At 59.7% G+C, this 16,834-nt stretch carries 16 protein-coding genes; all 16 read left to right on the top strand.

The window, feature by feature from the left end; translation table 11 throughout:
- Window positions 1-78 precede the first annotated feature (78 nt).
- The 16 genes from csaB (at window position 79) to kdpA (ending at window position 16,827) form a co-directional block, all read left to right on the top strand.
- Complete coding sequence (csaB, locus tag SO058_RS10505; RefSeq protein ID WP_320843059.1) at window positions 79-2,307, top strand: polysaccharide pyruvyl transferase CsaB; 2,229 nt, start codon at window positions 79-81, stop codon at window positions 2,305-2,307.
- On the top strand, window positions 2,304-3,482 hold the full coding sequence (locus SO058_RS10500) for a glycosyltransferase (RefSeq protein ID WP_320842953.1): 1,179 nt from the start codon (window positions 2,304-2,306) through the stop codon (window positions 3,480-3,482). Before csaB ends, SO058_RS10500 begins: the two co-directional genes overlap by 4 nt.
- Window positions 3,483-3,779: 297 nt before the next feature.
- A complete protein-coding gene (purE, locus tag SO058_RS10495) occupies window positions 3,780-4,271 on the top strand; it encodes a 5-(carboxyamino)imidazole ribonucleotide mutase (protein WP_320842952.1) in 492 nt (163 codons plus the stop codon).
- 77 nt (window positions 4,272-4,348) lie between these two features.
- The gene (gene purC, locus SO058_RS10490) at window positions 4,349-5,059 is read left to right on the top strand and encodes a phosphoribosylaminoimidazolesuccinocarboxamide synthase (protein ID WP_320842951.1); all 711 of its coding nucleotides are present in this window, start codon (window positions 4,349-4,351) and stop codon (window positions 5,057-5,059) included.
- 6 nt (window positions 5,060-5,065) lie between these two features.
- The gene (purF, locus tag SO058_RS10485) at window positions 5,066-6,526 is read left to right on the top strand and encodes an amidophosphoribosyltransferase (RefSeq protein ID WP_320842950.1); all 1,461 of its coding nucleotides are present in this window, start codon (window positions 5,066-5,068) and stop codon (window positions 6,524-6,526) included.
- 38 nt (window positions 6,527-6,564) lie between these two features.
- Window positions 6,565-7,989, top strand: coding sequence for an amidophosphoribosyltransferase (locus SO058_RS10480; protein WP_320842949.1), 1,425 nt, complete (start codon window positions 6,565-6,567; stop codon window positions 7,987-7,989).
- Between the two features lie 51 nt (window positions 7,990-8,040).
- Window positions 8,041-9,078 carry a phosphoribosylformylglycinamidine cyclo-ligase gene (gene purM, locus SO058_RS10475; RefSeq protein WP_320842948.1) on the top strand — a complete coding sequence of 346 codons (1,038 nt, stop codon included), beginning with the start codon at window positions 8,041-8,043 and terminating at the stop codon, window positions 9,076-9,078.
- On the top strand, window positions 9,078-9,701 hold the full coding sequence (purN, locus tag SO058_RS10470; protein WP_320842947.1) for a phosphoribosylglycinamide formyltransferase: 624 nt from the start codon (window positions 9,078-9,080) through the stop codon (window positions 9,699-9,701). The genes purM and purN overlap by 1 nt, the downstream gene beginning before the upstream one ends.
- A 12-nt stretch (window positions 9,702-9,713) precedes the next feature.
- Window positions 9,714-10,427: an IMP cyclohydrolase gene (locus SO058_RS10465; RefSeq protein ID WP_320842946.1), complete on the top strand. Its 714-nt coding sequence runs from the start codon at window positions 9,714-9,716 to the stop codon at window positions 10,425-10,427.
- A 12-nt stretch (window positions 10,428-10,439) separates the two neighbouring features.
- The gene (locus tag SO058_RS10460) at window positions 10,440-11,615 is read left to right on the top strand and encodes a phosphoribosylaminoimidazolecarboxamide formyltransferase (protein ID WP_320842945.1); all 1,176 of its coding nucleotides are present in this window, start codon (window positions 10,440-10,442) and stop codon (window positions 11,613-11,615) included.
- A complete protein-coding gene (locus SO058_RS10455) occupies window positions 11,615-12,205 on the top strand; it encodes a hypothetical protein (protein ID WP_320842944.1) in 591 nt (196 codons plus the stop codon). The genes SO058_RS10460 and SO058_RS10455 overlap by 1 nt, the downstream gene beginning before the upstream one ends.
- Window positions 12,202-12,759, top strand: a complete 558-nt coding sequence (locus SO058_RS10450; RefSeq protein ID WP_320842943.1) for a hypothetical protein — start codon at window positions 12,202-12,204, stop codon at window positions 12,757-12,759. Before SO058_RS10455 ends, SO058_RS10450 begins: the two co-directional genes overlap by 4 nt.
- Window positions 12,756-14,009: a phosphoribosylamine--glycine ligase gene (gene purD / locus SO058_RS10445; protein WP_320842942.1), complete on the top strand. Its 1,254-nt coding sequence runs from the start codon at window positions 12,756-12,758 to the stop codon at window positions 14,007-14,009. The genes SO058_RS10450 and purD overlap by 4 nt, the downstream gene beginning before the upstream one ends.
- The gene (locus SO058_RS10440; RefSeq protein WP_320842941.1) at window positions 14,006-14,527 is read left to right on the top strand and encodes a hypothetical protein; all 522 of its coding nucleotides are present in this window, start codon (window positions 14,006-14,008) and stop codon (window positions 14,525-14,527) included. The genes purD and SO058_RS10440 overlap by 4 nt, the downstream gene beginning before the upstream one ends.
- A 158-nt stretch (window positions 14,528-14,685) precedes the next feature.
- A complete protein-coding gene (locus tag SO058_RS10435) occupies window positions 14,686-14,832 on the top strand; it encodes a hypothetical protein (RefSeq protein ID WP_320842940.1) in 147 nt (48 codons plus the stop codon).
- A gap of 180 nt (window positions 14,833-15,012) precedes the next feature.
- Window positions 15,013-16,827, top strand: a complete 1,815-nt coding sequence (kdpA, locus tag SO058_RS10430; RefSeq protein WP_320842939.1) for a potassium-transporting ATPase subunit KdpA — start codon at window positions 15,013-15,015, stop codon at window positions 16,825-16,827.
- The last annotated feature ends 7 nt before the right edge of the window (window positions 16,828-16,834 follow it).

The following is a 16,834-nucleotide window of genomic DNA, read 5'->3' as shown; positions in this document are numbered from 1 at the left end:
AATTTTCTGTGCAGCGCGCGCTTTTTGTGCTATACTAGGCTAGAGTATTTGCTTTCGGAGGGAAAGACGTTGAGAGTCATGCATGTGATGGGCGGCGGCGACGTGGGCGGCGCCAAGACCCACATTATGAATATGGTGACAGGGCTGAACGAGCGAAACGAAGTGATGCTGCTGTCATTCCGGGCGGGACCGTTTGCCGACGAGGCGCGCGAGCGCGGCATCGATGTGCGCGTGATCGAGCGGATGAGCCCGTTTCGCGCGGCGCGCGCGATGCGCGGCCTGGTGGACGAATTCAAGCCCGATATCATCCATTGCCACGGCGGTCGCGCCAACCTGATGGGCGCGATGGTGCGCCGCAGCCGCAAGATCCCGGTCATCACGACCGTACATTCGGATTATAAGCTCGACTATCTCGGCAACCCGGTCAAGCAGCACACGTTCGGCACGGCCAACGCGGTCGCGCTGCGGTTTCTGGATTTTTACCAGCCGGTGGCCGACCGGATGGCACGCACGCTCATTCAGCGTGGGTTCGACCCCGAGCGGATCGTGAAAATTTACAATGGCATGGAGTTTAAGCGTCCGGAGGGGGCGTTCGACCGCGCGGCCTATCTGAAAGAGACCTACGGAGCGGAGATCGCGGCGGGCGACGTGCTGGTCGGCATCGCGGCGCGGCTGACCGCGGTCAAGGACATCGCGACGACCGTGCGCGGCTTTGCCGAGGCGCTCGAAGAAGCGCCGCGGCTGCGCCTTTTTATCGCGGGCGACGGGGAAGACCTCGACATGCTGCAAAAGCTCGCGTCCAAACTCGGCGTTTCCGGGCGGGTGACGTTCTGCGGCTGGGTGTCGCCGGTCGAGCCGTTTTTCCGGTCGATGGATATCAATGTGCTGTCCTCTGTGTCCGAAACGTTCCCGTATTCCATCCTCGAGGGCGTGTGCGCGGGCTGCGCGACGGTCAGCTCGGATGTCGGCGGCATGCCCGAGCTGATCGACACGGGCGAAAACGGCTACATTTTTCCGGTCGGGGACGCAAAGCAGCTCGCGCGCTATCTCGCGCGGCTCGGAAACGACGCGGCGCTTCGCAAGGAATTTGCGGACAAGCTGTATGAAAAGGCGTCGCGCGATTTTTCCAAGGATAAAATGTGCGAGCGGCAGGAGGAGAACTACCGCCACGTGCTCGCGCGCTTCCACACGCCAAAGGATGCGCGGCGCGATATCGTCATCTGCGGCGCGTATGGGCGCGGCAACGCGGGCGACGACGCCATCCTCGAGGCCATCGTGCAGGAAATGCGCGCGCTCGACCCGTCGCGGCCGATCTGCGTAATGTCGCGCCGGCCCAAGGAGACGCGGCTCGTTTACCGCACGGGCGCGATCTACACTTTCAACGTGTTCGCGGTGCTGGCAAGGTTCCGCCGTGCCGCGCTGTATATCAACGGCGGCGGCTCGCTCATGCAGGACGTGACCTCGACCCGGTCGATCTGGTATTATTGCTATACGCTGCACGCCGCCAAGCGGCACGGCTGCAAGGTGATGATGTACGGCTGCGGCATCGGTCCGATCAACCGTGCGGGCAACCGCCGCATGGCGGCGCGCGTGATCGAACGGTCGGTCGACCGCATCACGCTGCGCGACGACAATTCGCGCACCGAGCTTGCGCGCATGGGGGTGACGAGCCCGGATATCCGCGTGTCCGCCGACCCGACCATCATCCTCGACCCCGCGCCGCGTGAGGTGGTGAATCTCGCGCTCGAGCAGTCCGGCATTGACCCGGCGGGGCGGTATATCGGCTTTGGCCTGCGCAACTGGCGCGGGCTGGAGGCGGCGCTGCCCGAGATCGCCGCCGCGGCGACCTACGCTTATGAAAAGCACGGGCTGACGCCGGTGTTCGTGCCGATCGAGTTCCCGAACGACCTGATGCCCGCCGAACGGGTGGGCGCGCTGCTCAAATGCCCGTGGCACGCCATCCGCACGCGCCTGCCGATCGAAACGACCATCGGCATTTTGGCGCGCATGGAGACGGTTGTCGGCATCCGCCTGCACTCGCTGATGTTCTCGGCGGGGCAGGGCGTGCCGGTGGTCGGCATGAGCTATGATATCAAGGTGGACGGCTTTTTGAAATACATCGGCAGCCGCACCTGCCTGCAGCTCAAATCGGTACGCGCCGCCGACTTGTGCGCGCTCATCGACGAGTGCGTTTCGGGCGCGCTTGACGGCGAGGTGCGCCGCACGGCGGAAATGCTGCGCGAGCGCGAGCAGGAAAATGTTAACGGCGCGGCGATTTTGCTCGGGCTGGAGGAGGAGAACGCGTGAAAAACCATATCGTCTGCCTGTCGACGACCAATTACCACCCGCTGCCGACACGCAAACAGAATGTGATGAGCCGCCTGCGGAACAGTGAAGTGCTGTATTTCGACCCGCCGGTGTCGGTCATCGCGCCGCTCAAGGACAAAAAGGCTGCGGCGTATATCGGGAAGTACAAAGAACCCGGAGAGGCCGTTGAGGGGCATGAGAACATCACGGTCTACGCGCTGCCGCCCGTGCTGCCGTTTTTTAATAAGTTCCGTTGGGTCAACCGCTTGAACCAGAAGCGGCAGGCCAAATTTGTCCGTCAAAAGATGCGTGAGCACGGCTTCGGGGAAGAAACGGTGCTTTGGTGCTATTCGCCGTCCTCGTGCGATATCGTGCCCCACCTGCCGCACGCCAAATTGGTGTACGACTGCGTCGACCGTCATTCGGCGTACAAGGGGCATATCACGCCCGCGGTCGTCGACCAAATGGAGCGCGATCTGGCCGGCCCCGCCGATCAGGTGTTCGCGACTGCGGTTGGTCTGGCGGAAACGCTGGGGACGGTCAACCAGACGACGAAAATGATCCCGAACGGCGCGGCTTATGAGATCTTTTCGCGCGTCCAGACGGAAAAGGACAGCCTGCCCTGCCCGGACGACATGATAGATCTGCCGCATCCGGTTTTTGGTTTTGTCGGCATGCTGCAGGAGTGTATCGACTACGATCTGCTCGAAACGCTTGCCCGCGAACGGCCGGACGCGACCGTGTTTTTGATCGGCCGGGAACTGCCCGGCGTCGACCTGACGCGGCTGCGGCAATACCCCAATGTGGTCATCCACGGCTTGGTGCCGCAGCCTGAGCTGCCTGCCTACCTCGCGCAGATGGACGTGTGCCTCAACGTGTTCCGGGCGGGCGCGCTGTCGAGGGACGTGTCCCCGCTGAAGTTTTATGAATACCTTGCCACCGGCAAGCCCGTGGTCTCGACGCGCGAGCCGCTGCAGGTCGAGGAGTTTGCGGACGTGGTGTACATCGCGCGCACGCCGGAGGAATTCCTGCCGCTGTGCGACGCGGCGGCGGCCGAAAACGATCCGGACAAAATGCATAAACGCCTGGCCTATGGGCAAAGCTGCTCGTGGAGCGAGCGCGTGAGACAGATGGAAGGCGTCCTATATAAAAAAGGCGTTCTGCACGAAAGCTGAGACGCTTTTCGAGCTTTCTTGGGCATTTGCACAAAACGTGAAAAACCCTTGCAAAACCCTTGCAATAAGTATGCTTTTTCGATAAAATAATAACGTATCAGCGAGAATGTTGGAAAAGAGGTGCGGCAATGACAGGCTTTACGGTTTCGTATCGCGCGGGCCAGTCTATCCGCATGCAGTTTCACAACCAGAAAGGGCACTCGTGCACGGTTTTGGGCACAGGTGCAGCCAATTGAGAACAGATAGGGCACGGGTATACCCGTGCCCTACGTGTTTTTTCTGAGGAGGAATTTCAATATGAAAAAAGTGCTCGTCGTCATGGGGTCGGACAGCGACCTCAAGGTCATGGAAAAATGCGTGGACCGACTGAAAAGCTTTGAGATCCCGGTGGAAGTGCGCATCTGTTCGGCGCACCGCACCCCGGCTGTCGCGGAGGAACTTGCCAAAAACGCCGCTGATAACGGCTTCGGCGTCATCATCGCGGCCGCGGGCAAAGCGGCGCACCTCGGCGGCGTGCTTGCGGCCTATACGACGCTGCCAGTTATCGGCGTGCCGATGGCGACGAGCGTGATGGGCGGCATGGACAGCCTTTTATCCATTGTGCAGATGCCAAAGGGCATCCCGGTTGCATCGGTCGCGATCGACGGCGCGGACAACGCCGCCATTCTCGCCGCACAGATGCTCGCGATTTCGGACAAGGCGCTCGCCGACAAACTCCAAAAGTTCAAGGCCGACATGGCAAGCGAGGTCATGGCCAAGGACGAAAAGGTAAAGGCGCAGTTTGCGTGACCATTGCGCAGGCTGGGTAAAACCCAAAAACAATCCGGTTTGTTTTTAAATTACATAGAAAAATGGAGGAAAACATCATGGAAAAGAAAGAACAGCTTTACGAAGGCAAGGCCAAGAAAGTATTTGCGACGGACGACGCGAACCTGGTTATTGTAGATTATAAGGACGACGCGACCGCCTTTAACGGCGAAAAGAAAGGCACTATCGTCGGCAAGGGCGCGATCAACAACGTGATGTCGAACCAGATGTTCCAGCTTTTGGAGAAGCAGGGCGTGCCGACGCATTTCGTCGAGCAGCTTTCCGATCGTGAGACTGTGGTCAAAAAGGTCGATATCGTGCCGCTCGAGGTCATTATCCGCAACATCTCCGCCGGATCGTTTGCCAAGCGTTACGGCGTTTCCGAGGGCATCGTGTTCGACCAGCCCACGGTCGAGTTTTCCTATAAAAACGACGATCTGGGCGATCCCCTCATCAACGATTATCACGCGCTGGCCCTGAAGCTCGCAACCCGCGAGGAGATCGAGCAGATCAAGGCCATGGCGTTCAAGGTGAATGAGGTCATGAAAGAATACTTTGACACGCTGAATGTCATTCTGGTTGATTTCAAGCTCGAGTTCGGCAAGACGGCGGACGGCAGCATCGTGCTGGCCGACGAGATCAGCCCGGACACCTGCCGCCTGTGGGACAAGGACACTAAGGAAAAGCTGGATAAGGACCGTTTCCGCCGCGATATGGGCGGCGTGGAAGACGCGTATCAGGAGATCATGCGCCGCGTGATGGGCAAATAAAATTTTATGAAATACCGTATCCAAAAGCACAGCAAAACCCCGTTTGATAAACTCCATGAAGAGTGCGGCGTGTTCGGCATCGCCGCGCCGGACGGCAAGGAGATCTCTGCCGCGCACGAGGCATATGTCGCCCTGTTCGCTTTGCAGCACCGCGGCCAGGAGGCCGCGGGCATCGCGGTCAACAAAAACGGCGTCATCCGGTGTCACAAGGATACCGGCCTGGTCAGCAAGGTGTTCAGCCAAGAGACGCTGGATTCCATGCCCGGCCAAATGGCCATCGGCCACGTGCGCTATTCGACAACGGGCGGCGCCCTCCGCGAAAATGCGCAGCCCATCGCCATCACCCATGTAAAGGGCAACCTCGCCGTTGCGCACAACGGCAACCTGGTCAATGCAGGGAAACTGCGCCGGGAGATCGAACTCGCCGGCGGTATTTTCCGCTCGTCGAGCGATACTGAAGCGCTGGTGTACACCATCGTGCGCGAGCGCTTGAAATGTGGCTCTATCGAAGAGGCCGTTCTGCGAACAATGGGTGTGATTGAGGGCGCGTACTGTTTGGTCGTCATGTCCCCGCGCAAGCTGATTGCCGCGCGCGACCCGCACGGCTTCCGCCCGCTCTGCATCGGCAGGCTGGACGGCTGCTATGTGTTCGCCTCCGAAACGTGCGCGCTGGACGCGCTTGGCGCAGAGTTTGTCCGCGATGTGGAACCGGGCGAGGTCTGCGTGGTCGAGGACGGCGTGCTGCGTTCGCTGCACTGCGAGAAGAAATGCAAGACCTCGGCGTGTGTGTTTGAGTATATCTATTTCGCCCGCCCGGATTCGGTGATCGACGGCGCGAGCGTTGAGCTTGCACGTCAGGAGGCGGGCAAGTATCTTTCGATCGAACACCCGGTCGGGGCGGACGTGGTCATCGGCGTGCCCGATTCGGGCATCCCGGCGGCCATCGGCTATGCCAAATATTCGGGTATTCCCTATGGCGTGGGCCTGATTAAAAACCGTTATATCGCGCGCACTTTCATCCAGCCCGGGCAGGAGGGGCGCGAACGCTCGGTGCGCCTCAAACTCAACGCCCTGCGCACCGCGGTGGACGGCAAGCGCGTCATCATGGTGGACGATTCGATCGTCCGCGGCACGACCTGCGCGCGGCTGGTGAAGCTTCTGCGCGACGCGGGCGCGAAAGAGGTGCACATGCGCATCTCCGCGCCGCCGTTCCGGCATCCCTGCTTCTTCGGCACGGATATCCCGGAGCGCAGCCAGCTTTTGGCGCACGGGCGGACGGTCGAGGAGATGCGCAGGATCATCGGGGTCGATTCGCTCGGCTTCCTGTCGATCGAAGCGACGCGCAAGATCGCGGTCGGCTGCAGGCTGGGTTTTTGCGACGCCTGCTTTTCCGGGGATTATCCGGTGCCGGTGCCCGAACAGACTGCTAAAAATGTATTTGAAAACGAACTGCCTGATAAAAAATGACCCGCAGGCAGATAGGACAAAATTAGTAAGGAGAGCTTATGGGAGGATTCTTCGGCGCAGTCTCGGAGCGGGACTGTGTGCTGGATATTTTCTTCGGCGTGGACTACCATTCCCATCTGGGCACGCGCCGCGGCGGCATGATCATGTACGACAGGGAGCACGGCTTCCAGCGCCAGATTCACAACATCGAAAATACCCCGTTTCGCACCAAATTTGAAAAGGACCTGATCGATTTCCAGGGCTGCAGCGGCATCGGCTGCATCAGCGACACCGACCCGCAGCCGCTTCTGGTGCGTTCGCACCTTGGCCTATATGCGCTGACCACGGTCGGCATCGTCAACAATGCGGAAGACCTTGTCACCCGCTATTTTTCCGACCATGGCCACCAGTTCATGGCCATGGGCTCGGGCAAGGTCAACCAGACCGAGCTGGTCGCCGCGCTGATCAACCAAAAGGACGACTTGGTGTCCGGCATCCTGCACGCGCAGGAGATGATCAACGGCTCGATGACCCTGCTCGTGCTGACCGGGGACGGCAGCATCATCGCGGCGCGCGACCGGCTGGGCCGTCTGCCCGTGCTGATCGGCAAGAGCGAGGATGGGCACTGCGTATCGTTCGAGTCTTTCGCCTATCACAAGCTGGGCTATGAGGACGCGTATGAACTCGGCCCGCGCGAGATCGTCAAGGTGACGGCCGGCGGGTTTGAAACGCTCGCGCCCGCGGGCAAGGACATGAAGATCTGCGCTTTCCTGTGGACGTATTACGGTTATCCAAACTCCAATTACGAGGGCGTAAACGTCGAGCTGATGCGCTACCGCAACGGCCAGATTTTGGCGCGCGAGGACAAGAAGCGCGGGTTTGACAGCGAGCTCGACTATGTTGCGGGCGTGCCCGATTCGGGCGTTCCGCACGCGATCGGCTATGCCAACGCGGGCAGCGCGCCGTTCGCCCGCCCGTTCATCAAATACACGCCCACCTGGCCGCGCTCGTTTATGCCGGCCAACCAGAAGATCCGCAACCAGGTCGCCAAGATGAAGCAGATCCCGGTGCCTGAGCTGATCGAGGGCAAACGGCTTTTGTTCGTGGACGATTCGATCGTTCGCGGCACCCAGCTGCATGAGACGATCGATTTCCTATATGCATCTGGTGCGAAGGAAGTGCACATGCGCTCGGCCTGCCCGCCGATCATGTATGGTTGCAAGTACTTAAACTTTTCGTCCAGCAACTCCGATATGGAGCTGCTGGCCCGCCGCACCGTGCAGGAACTGGAGGGCGACGAGGGCCAGAAGCATCTGGAGGAATATGCGGACGCCGATACCGAGCGCGGCCAGTGTATGCTGGGAACAATCTGCGAAAAGTTCGGCTTCAGCTCGCTCGGCTATCAATCGCTCGACGGCCTCTTAGAGGCGATCGGCATTGACCGCGATAAGGTCTGCACCTACTGCTGGAGCGGTAAAGAGTAAAAAAATTTGATTGCGGCTGTGCCGCGATCGAAATGACGGAGGAGTTTTATTATGAGTGAAAGCCGTTCTGAAAGCTATAAGGCGGCAGGCGTGGATGTAACCGCAGGCTATGAGGCCGTCAAACTGATGAAGCCGATGGTCGAATCGACGTTTACTAAGGGCGTGTTGGGCACGCTCGGCGGCTTCGGCGGCCTGTTCCAGCCCGATTTTGCAGGTATGCGCGAGCCGATTCTGGTTTCGGGCACCGATGGCGTCGGCACCAAGCTCAAGCTGGCGTTTCTGATGGACAAGCACGACACGGTCGGCATCGATTGCGTCGCCATGTGCGTGAACGACATCGCGTGCTGTGGCGCGCAGCCGCTGTTTTTCCTCGATTACGTCGCGGTGGGCAAGAATAAACCTGAGCGTGTCGCGTCGATGGTCTCGGGTATCGCGGAGGGCTGCCGTCAGGCGGGCTGCGCGCTCATCGGCGGCGAGACCGCCGAAATGCCCGGGTTCTATCCCGAAGACGAATATGATATGGCCGGCTTCTCGGTCGGCATGGTGGACAAGCAGAAAATGATCGACGGTTCGGCTCTCAAGACGGGCGACGTGCTGATTGGCGTGGCCTCGTCGGGCGTGCACTCGAACGGGTATTCGCTCGTGCGCAAGACGCTGGGCATCAATGAAAAATCCGTCCGCCGTTATATCGACGAGTTCGGCAAGACGCTTGGCGAAGAGCTGCTCACGCCGACCAAGATCTACGTCAAGGCCATCCAGTCGCTCATCGCAACAGTCGATGTCAAGGCGATCAGCCACATCACGGGCGGCGGCTTTTATGAAAATGTTCCCCGTATGCTGCACGACGGCGTGCGCGCGGTCATCGAAAAGGCCGCGATGCCGGTGCCGCCGGTGTTCGACCTGATCGCTAAAACGGGCAAGATCCCCGAGCGCGACATGTATAACACGTTCAACATGGGCGCGGGGCTGGTGCTGGCGGTCGCAGCGGAGGACGCCGACCGCGCGGTCGCCGCGATTTCGGCTGCGGGCGAAAAGGCCTATGTGATCGGCGAGGTCACCGCGGGCGATAAGGGCGTGGAGCTGGTATAATGGTGAATATCGCAGTTCTGGTTTCGGGCGGCGGCACCAACCTGCAGGCGTTGATCGACGCGCAGCAGGCGGGCGGGATAGAGGACGGCAGGCTCGCGCTCGTCGTTTCGTCCAACCCGGAGGCGTTCGCGCTCATAAGGGCGCAAAAGGCGGGCGTGGAGACCGCCGTAATGCGCAGGCGGGATTATGCCTCGGCCGAAGAATACGGGGCGGAACTTTCCGCGCTGCTGGCAGAAAGGCAGATCGGCCTTGTCGTCCTCGCCGGGTTTATGACCGTGCTGCCGGACAGCTTCTGCAAGGCCTATGAAAACCGCATCATCAATGTGCATCCGTCGCTCATCCCCTCGTTCTGCGGGGAGGGGTTTTACGGGCTGCATGTCCACGAGGCCGCGCTCAAAAAGGGCGTCAAGGTGTCGGGGGCGACGGTGCATTTCGTTTCCGGCGTGGTGGACGGCGGGCCGATCATCGCGCAGAAAGCGGTCGCGGTTTTGCCGGACGATACCCCCGAAACGCTGCAAAAGCGCGTGATGACCGAGGCCGAGTGGGTATTGCTGCCCCACGCCGTGTCCGATTTCTGTGCCGGCCGCCTCACAGTGGACGGCGCGGTGGTCAAAGTTCGATAAGGAGAGTTTTCCATGGGAAAGAATGTATTCAATATCAGCGAAGAGCTGATTTCCAACGTTTATCCGGGCCGCGGCATCATCCTAGGCCGCACGCCGGACAATAAGCATGATGTGATCGCGTACTTCATCATGGGCCGCTCGGAAAACAGCCGCAACCGCGTGTTCGTTGAAACCGAGGACGGCATCCGCACCGAGGCGTTCGACCCGTCCAAGATGACTGACCCGTCGCTCATTATCTATCATCCGGTCCGGGTGTGCTGCGGCAAGACGGTCGTCACCAACGGCGACCAGACCGATACCATCTGCGAATATCTGAAGCAGGGCAAGGATTATACAGCCGCGCTGCGCACCCGCGCGTTTGAGCCGGACGCGCCCAACTACACCTCGCGCATTTCGGGCGTCGTCAACGAGGACGGCTCGTACAGCCTGTCTATCCTCAAGAACTTCACCTCTGACCGTACGGCGAACAAGCGCTTTTTCTACGAGTACGACAAGCCGGTGCCCGGTCTCGGCCATTTTATCCACACCTATATGTGCGACGGTGACCCGCTGCCCCCGTTCCGCGGCGAGCCCAAGTGCATCCGCATCGAACTGCCGGTGCACGAGTTTGCCAACCTGCTTTGGAACTCGATGGATGAGCAGAACAAGATCTCGCTGTTTGTGCGCTATATCAATCTGGAGACCGGCGCGTGTGAAACGGTCATCAAAAACAAGCACGTCAGATAAGGGGAGGAACCGATGAAAGAACTGGAACTGAAATATGGCTGCAACCCCAACCAGAAGCCTGCCCGCATTTTTATGACCGAGGGCGAACTGCCGATCGAAGTGCTGAATGGTAGGCCGGGCTATATCAACTTTTGCGACGCGCTGAACGCCTGGCAGCTGGTCAAGAGCCTGAAGAAAGCGACCGGGCTGCCGGCGGCGGCCTCTTTTAAGCATGTGTCTCCGGCGGGCGCGGCGCTTGGAAAGCCGCTTTCCGCCATGGAAAAGCAGATCTACTTTGTTGAGGGCGGAGAGGAGCTGTCGCCCATCGCGTGCGCCTATATCCGCGCCCGCGGTGCAGACCGCCTGTGCTCCTACGGCGACTGGGCCGCGCTCTCCGATGAATGCGATGCGGACACCGCGCGTTATCTTGCCGCCGAGGTATCGGACGGCATCATTGCGCCCTCTTATTCGGCGGAGGCGCTTGAAATTCTAAAAACAAAGCGCAAGGGCGGCTATAACGTTGTCCGGATCGATCCGGACTATGCGCCGAAGCCGGTCGAGCAGCGCGATATCTTCGGCGTGCGTTTTGAGCAGGGCTATAATGATTACGAGATCAGCGAAGCATTGCTTTCCAATATTGTGACTGAAAACAAGGCGCTTCCCGAGGAAGCCCGGCACGATATGATCCTCGCGCTCATCACGCTCAAGTATACGCAGTCCAACTCGGTCTGCTATGTGAAAGATGGACAGACGATCGGCGTAGGCGCTGGCCAGCAGAGCCGCATCCACTGCACGCGCCTCGCGGGTCAGAAAGCAGATAATTGGTTCCTGCGCCAACATCCCAAGGTGCTGGGCCTGAAATTTAAGGACGGCATCCGCCGGCCCGATCGCGACAACGCCATCGACGTATATATTTCGGACGAATACGAGGATGTGCTGGCGGACGGCGTTTGGCAGAACACGTTTGCGGAAAAGCCGCCCGTTTTGACCCGCGAGGAACGGCTGGTCTGGATCCAGGGCAACACCGGCGTAACGGTCGGCTCGGACGCGTTTTTCCCGTTTGGCGACAATGTCGAGCGTGCGCATAAGTCGGGCGTGCAGTATATCGTGCAGCCGGGCGGCTCGATTCGGGACGATAACGTGATCGAAACTGCCAATAAATACGGCATCGTGATGGCGTTCACCGGCATGCGCCTGTTCCATCATTGATGGTGAGCGCAAAAAACGCCCGCCGCGCGGCGACGCTCGCGCTCGTGGGACTGGGCTGCCAGCTTCTTGGGGCGCTGATTATCGGCGTGCCGGGAGGACAGGCGGCGGCGCTTGCCGTGATCGCGGCCTTTTACCTGCTGACCGGCTACGCGGCTTATCTGCTCAAAAGCCAGATTGCTATTGTCGCGGCGGTGGCAGGGCTGGCGCTCACGGCTTTGCCGATTGCGTCAATGGTGCCGTCGTGGAGCGCAAACGTGGCGGTCAACCTCATTTATATCGTTCTGTATCTGCCCATGCAGCGCGCGTTTGACCGTGTGCTGTACGATGCGGACGTGTCGCAAGGTACGCTCACCTTGGGACGCTGCTGGGTGGTGTCGCTGCTGATTGGGCGCGGCGCGTCCATGCTGGGCTTTATGCCCTATTTTGAGGGCCAGGCCGAGCTTTCCACCGCCCAAGGTCAGTTTACCATGCTGTTTCGCATACAGCTCATTTTGGAAATCGTGGCGCTGATCGCGGCGTTCGTGTCCTATGTGTGCATGGTGCGTTATCTGTGGCGCGCCCGCGGCCTGCTGGAGGAAGACGCGCCATGAAAGAGATTAAGGGCTATTACGCCTATCTGCTGATCGTGGGCGGTCTAATCCTGAGCTTGGCTGCCGCGCAGAATTGGATGCTGTGCATCGTCGCTTACGCGCTTATTTCAGGCGGCGCGCTTGCGCTGAACTGCGCTTCGCTCCACTACCAGTGGGCTAGCATCGCGGCCGACGTGCTGATCGTGTTGGAAATGCTTGGCCGCGGCGCGGTGGCAATGTTTGGAGATTCATCCCGCATGGTGCATCTGGTGCTTGAGACCGTATCACTCGTGCCATATCTGCTGATGGGATGCTTTTTGCTGCTCGGCGCCGCGCAGCAGTTCCGCGCGGCGGGGGAGGGCACCAAACTGGAATGGCTGCTTCTCGTGGTTTGGAGCGCGGGCGTTATTTTACCGCTGCTCCTGTTACTCGGTGGCGGTCTGCTCAATGAGTGGACGTTCGCATACGCGGCGAAAGCCGCCGAGGTGCTGCGGCCGGTCGGCCTGATCGCGCTGATCGTCGAACTGTTCCGCGCACAGAGAGAATATATCCGCACAGGAGGAAATTCACAATGAAAGTTCTGGTTATCGGCGGCGGCGGCCGGGAGCACGCAATCTGCGTGGCGCTGTCCAAAAGCCCGAAGGTAGACCATATCTGGTGCGCGCCCGGAAACGGCGGCATCGCTTCGGTCGCCGAGTGCATCGACTTGAAAGCGACCGACATCGAAGGCGTAGTCGCCTTTGCTAAAGCGAACAAACCCGATCTTGTTATGGTCGCGCCAGACGATCCGCTCGCGCTCGGCATGGTGGACGCGCTCGAGGAAGCTGGTATGCGCGCATTCGGCCCGCGGAAAAACGCGGCCGTGATCGAGGGCAGCAAGTCGTTTGCCAAGGATCTGATGCAGAAATACCATATCCCGACCGCGGGCTACGCGGTGTTTGAAAATTCGGCGGACGCGATCGCCTATATTAAGGCGCAGGGCGCGCCGATCGTAGTCAAGGCGGACGGGCTGGCGCTCGGCAAGGGCGTGACGGTGGCCGAGACCGAGGAGGAGGCCATTGACGCGGTCAAGGACGCGATTGACGGCGGCGCGTTCGGCGGCGCCGGCGCCCGTGTCGTCATCGAGGAATTCCTGACCGGGCCGGAGGTTTCAGTGCTCGCGTTTGTCGACGGCAAGACGCTCAAAACCATGCCGTCCGCGCAGGATCACAAGCGTGTGTACGACCACGACAAGGGCCCGAACACTGGCGGCATGGGCGCGTTTTCGCCCTCCCGTTTTTACACCGAGGAGATCGCCGCACAGTGCATGGAGACCATTTTCAAGCCCACGGTAGAGGCGATGGCCAAGGAGGGACGGCCGTTTAAGGGCGTTTTATATTTCGGCCTGATGCTGACGCCAAAAGGCCCCAAGGTGATCGAGTACAACGCGCGTTTCGGCGATCCGGAGACACAGGCCGTGCTGTCCCGGCTGGACAGCGACCTATACGATATTTTTAATGCCGTTATTGACGAAAAGCTCGATGAGATCGACATCAAGTGGTCGGACAGCGCGGCGTGCTGCGTGTGCATGGCGTCGGGCGGCTATCCGAAAGCCTATGAAAAGGGCAAGAAGATCGACGGTCTGGACGCGGTGCGCGATTCGTTCGTCTACCACGCGGGCACGAAGCTGCAAAACGGCGATCTGGTGACGAGCGGCGGCCGTGTGCTCGGTGTGACCGCGGTCGCTCCCACGCTGGATGAAGCGATCGTCAAAGCTTATGCGGACGTGAAGAAAATCCATTTTGACGGCGCGCATTACCGCACCGATATCGGGGTGAAGCCATGAAGACAGAACAGCAGAAGCAGCTTCTGGGCTGCATGGCCGACGTTTTGAATCAAAACGGCTTCCGCGCGGAGCTCCAGCAGCAAGAGAACGCGCCGACGCTCCTGCGCTGCGAGGCGATGCGGCAGGGCAAGGTGGCCAAAGATGTGGTCATCGAATGCTGCTTTATCCCGATGCCGCTGCCGGGAGAGGAAATGGGGCTGCTGCAGTTGTTCGCCACCCTGTTCCAGAACGTGCCTGAGGAGCATGGGGCGACGCTTCGCCGCGCATGCGAATACTGCAACGATTTTTGCGCGCTCGGCGCGTTCGGTTTTTTCCCGCAGGCGGGGCAGCTGTTTCTCAAGCATACCACGCTGCTCGACGGTTCGCTCGAACTGGAGAAAAACGTGCGGCTGATCGCGGACAACATTTCGCTGGTGCTCGCGTCGGTCGTTCGGTTTATCGACGGCCTCGCGGCGGTCGGCTTCTCGGGCATGCCGCTCGAAGCGGTGATCGATCAGGAATTGTTCCCCAAGCTGTAAACAGGACAAACCCCGGCGGAATCCTCCGCCGGGGCTTTTTGCGCCGCAGACGCATTCTGCGGCGCTTCTTTATGCCGATTTAACCCGGACATTTTCATTCTTTTCGCTCTTTTAACGCATTCGCGCCTATGATGAAAGCGTGGAAAGAAGGGATCCTTATGATGGCTAAAACGCTTTATGAACGCCATCCGCTTATTTATGGTATCGGCGTACTGCTGCTGGTGCCCGCAGCGATTCTATGCCTTGTCGGCCTAGCGGTCTGCACAGTCACGCTACCGGTCTGCTGGCTGATGGGCTGGCTATAAAACCTTTGTGAAATCTTAATTCTGCGGCAAAGGCGTTAATACGCTTTTAAACCCATTGGCAGTACACTGAGATACGCAAGGAGGGAAAACCATGGCGATACTTACCGGCGTGGCTGGAGTGGCCGCGGCACTGATGCTTGTTTACTATTTTGTGATTTTGATGCGGGGGGATAGGACGTGATGGCTTCGATCGTGCAATATGCACTGTATCTTGCCGTGCTGGTTTTGCTGGGCATTCCGCTCGGCGCATACATTGGCAAGGTGATGAACGGGGAAAAGACCATTTTGTCGCGGGCGCTCGGCCCATGTGAGCGCGGGGTATACCGCGTGCTGCATATTGACAGCGATGACCAAATGAACTGGAAGCAGTACACGGTAAGCGTACTGCTGTTCTCAGCGGGTGGACTGGCTGTTCTGTTTCTGCTGCAACTGCTGCAAGGCGTGCTTCCCGGAAACCCGCAGGGACTGCCGGGTGTCAAATGGGATCTGTCGTTCAATACGGCGGTCAGCTTTGTCACCAATACCAACTGGCAGGCGTACAGCGGCGAATCGACGCTCAGCTATCTGACGCAGGCGCTTGGGCTGACCGTACAGAACTTTGTTTCAGCAGCGACCGGCATCGCAGTGCTGTTTGCGTTGATCCGTGGCCTGATTCGCGTGAAAACAGACGGCCTCGGCAGCTTCTGGGTCGATATGACGCGCATCGTGCTGTATATTCTGCTGCCTCTCAATTTGGTGCTTTCTCTGTGTCTGGTCGGCGGCGGCGTGGTGCAGAATCTCAAGCCCGCTGAAACCGTGCGCCTGCTCGAACCGGTCGCAGTGTCGGCGGACGGCGAAATTCTGGAAAACGCCGAAATCGACCTTGCCGCAGATACGGTCACGGTGGACGGCGTGCCAGTGCCGGATGCCGACATTATAACCGAGCAGTTTGTGCCCATGGGACCGGCGGCAAGCCAGATCGCGGTCAAGCAGTCGGGCACGAACGGCGGCGGCTACAATGGGGTAAATTCAGCGCATCCGCTGGAAAACCCCAATGCGTTCACCAATCTGCTTGAGGTCATTGCCATTCTGCTGATCCCGGTCGCGCTGTGTTTCACATTTGGACGCAATGTGCAGAACAAAAAGCAGGGAGTCGCGATTTTCCTCGCCATGTTCATTCTGCTGGTGCTGGCTCTTGGCGCCATTGGCGTGAGCGAACAGATGGGCACGCCGCAGCTTGCGCAGAGCGGCGCGGTCGATCTTGCAATGGACGGGCAGGCTGGCGGCAACATGGAGGGCAAGGAGACGCGTTTCGGCATCGTGTCCTCGTCCGTATGGGCGGGCTATACAACTGCGGCCTCGAATGGTTCGGTGAACTCCATGCACGACAGCTATACGCCGCTCGGCGGCATGGTGCCGATGCTTCTGATGATGCTGGGCGAGGTCGTGTTCGGCGGCACGGGCTGCGGCTTATACGGTATGCTGGCGTTTGCCATTCTGGCGGTATTCATCGCCGGGCTGATGGTCGGCCGTACGCCCGAGTTTTTAGGAAAGAAAATTGAGCCGTTTGAAATGAAGTGGGCCGTGCTCGTCTGCTTGGCTACGCCGATCGCCATTTTGGCCGGCAGCGGCCTTGCCGCGGCGGTGCCCGCCGTGGCGGACAGCCTCAATAATCCGGGTCCGCACGGACTCTCCGAGGTGCTGTATGCGTATTCGTCCTGCGGCGGCAACAACGGTTCTGCATTCGCGGGCTTTAACGCCAACACGGTCTTCCTTAATGTGTCGCTCGGGCTGGTCATGCTGTTTGCGCGTTTTCTGCCGGTGGCCGGCACGCTGGCGATCGCGGGCAGCCTCGCGAAGAAAAAGAAGATTGCGGTCACAGCGGGCACGCTGTCAACGACCAATGGTATGTTCGTCTTTTTACTGATTGCCGTTGTGCTGCTGGTGGGCGCGCTTAGCTTCTTTCCAGCGCTGGCGCTCGGACCGCTTGCTGAGTTCTTCAGCTTTATGGGTTAACGGAAAG

Origin of the sequence: Agathobaculum sp. (assembly GCF_034098985.1) — a bacterium.
Lineage (GTDB): Bacteria > Bacillota > Clostridia > Oscillospirales > Butyricicoccaceae > Agathobaculum.
The sequence above is the reverse complement of the archived record's forward strand: the minus strand, read 5'-3'. Positions and strand labels throughout refer to the sequence as shown.

What these genes read in the sequence shown, in the direction of transcription:
- csaB (WP_320843059.1), top strand. Translation starts at nt 79, where the DNA reads ATGCATGTGATGGGCGGCGGCGACGTGGGCGGCGCCAAGACCCACATT.
- purE (WP_320842952.1), top strand. Translation starts at nt 3,780, where the DNA reads ATGAAAAAAGTGCTCGTCGTCATGGGGTCGGACAGCGACCTCAAGGTC.
- purC (WP_320842951.1), top strand. Translation starts at nt 4,349, where the DNA reads ATGGAAAAGAAAGAACAGCTTTACGAAGGCAAGGCCAAGAAAGTATTT.
- purF (WP_320842950.1), top strand. Translation starts at nt 5,066, where the DNA reads ATGAAATACCGTATCCAAAAGCACAGCAAAACCCCGTTTGATAAACTC.
- SO058_RS10480 (WP_320842949.1), top strand. Translation starts at nt 6,565, where the DNA reads ATGGGAGGATTCTTCGGCGCAGTCTCGGAGCGGGACTGTGTGCTGGAT.
- purM (WP_320842948.1), top strand. Translation starts at nt 8,041, where the DNA reads ATGAGTGAAAGCCGTTCTGAAAGCTATAAGGCGGCAGGCGTGGATGTA.
- purN (WP_320842947.1), top strand. Translation starts at nt 9,078, where the DNA reads ATGGTGAATATCGCAGTTCTGGTTTCGGGCGGCGGCACCAACCTGCAG.
- SO058_RS10465 (WP_320842946.1), top strand. Translation starts at nt 9,714, where the DNA reads ATGGGAAAGAATGTATTCAATATCAGCGAAGAGCTGATTTCCAACGTT.
- SO058_RS10460 (WP_320842945.1), top strand. Translation starts at nt 10,440, where the DNA reads ATGAAAGAACTGGAACTGAAATATGGCTGCAACCCCAACCAGAAGCCT.
- SO058_RS10455 (WP_320842944.1), top strand. Translation starts at nt 11,615, where the DNA reads ATGGTGAGCGCAAAAAACGCCCGCCGCGCGGCGACGCTCGCGCTCGTG.
- SO058_RS10450 (WP_320842943.1), top strand. Translation starts at nt 12,202, where the DNA reads ATGAAAGAGATTAAGGGCTATTACGCCTATCTGCTGATCGTGGGCGGT.
- purD (WP_320842942.1), top strand. Translation starts at nt 12,756, where the DNA reads ATGAAAGTTCTGGTTATCGGCGGCGGCGGCCGGGAGCACGCAATCTGC.
- SO058_RS10440 (WP_320842941.1), top strand. Translation starts at nt 14,006, where the DNA reads ATGAAGACAGAACAGCAGAAGCAGCTTCTGGGCTGCATGGCCGACGTT.
- SO058_RS10435 (WP_320842940.1), top strand. Translation starts at nt 14,686, where the DNA reads ATGATGGCTAAAACGCTTTATGAACGCCATCCGCTTATTTATGGTATC.
- kdpA (WP_320842939.1), top strand. Translation starts at nt 15,013, where the DNA reads ATGGCTTCGATCGTGCAATATGCACTGTATCTTGCCGTGCTGGTTTTG.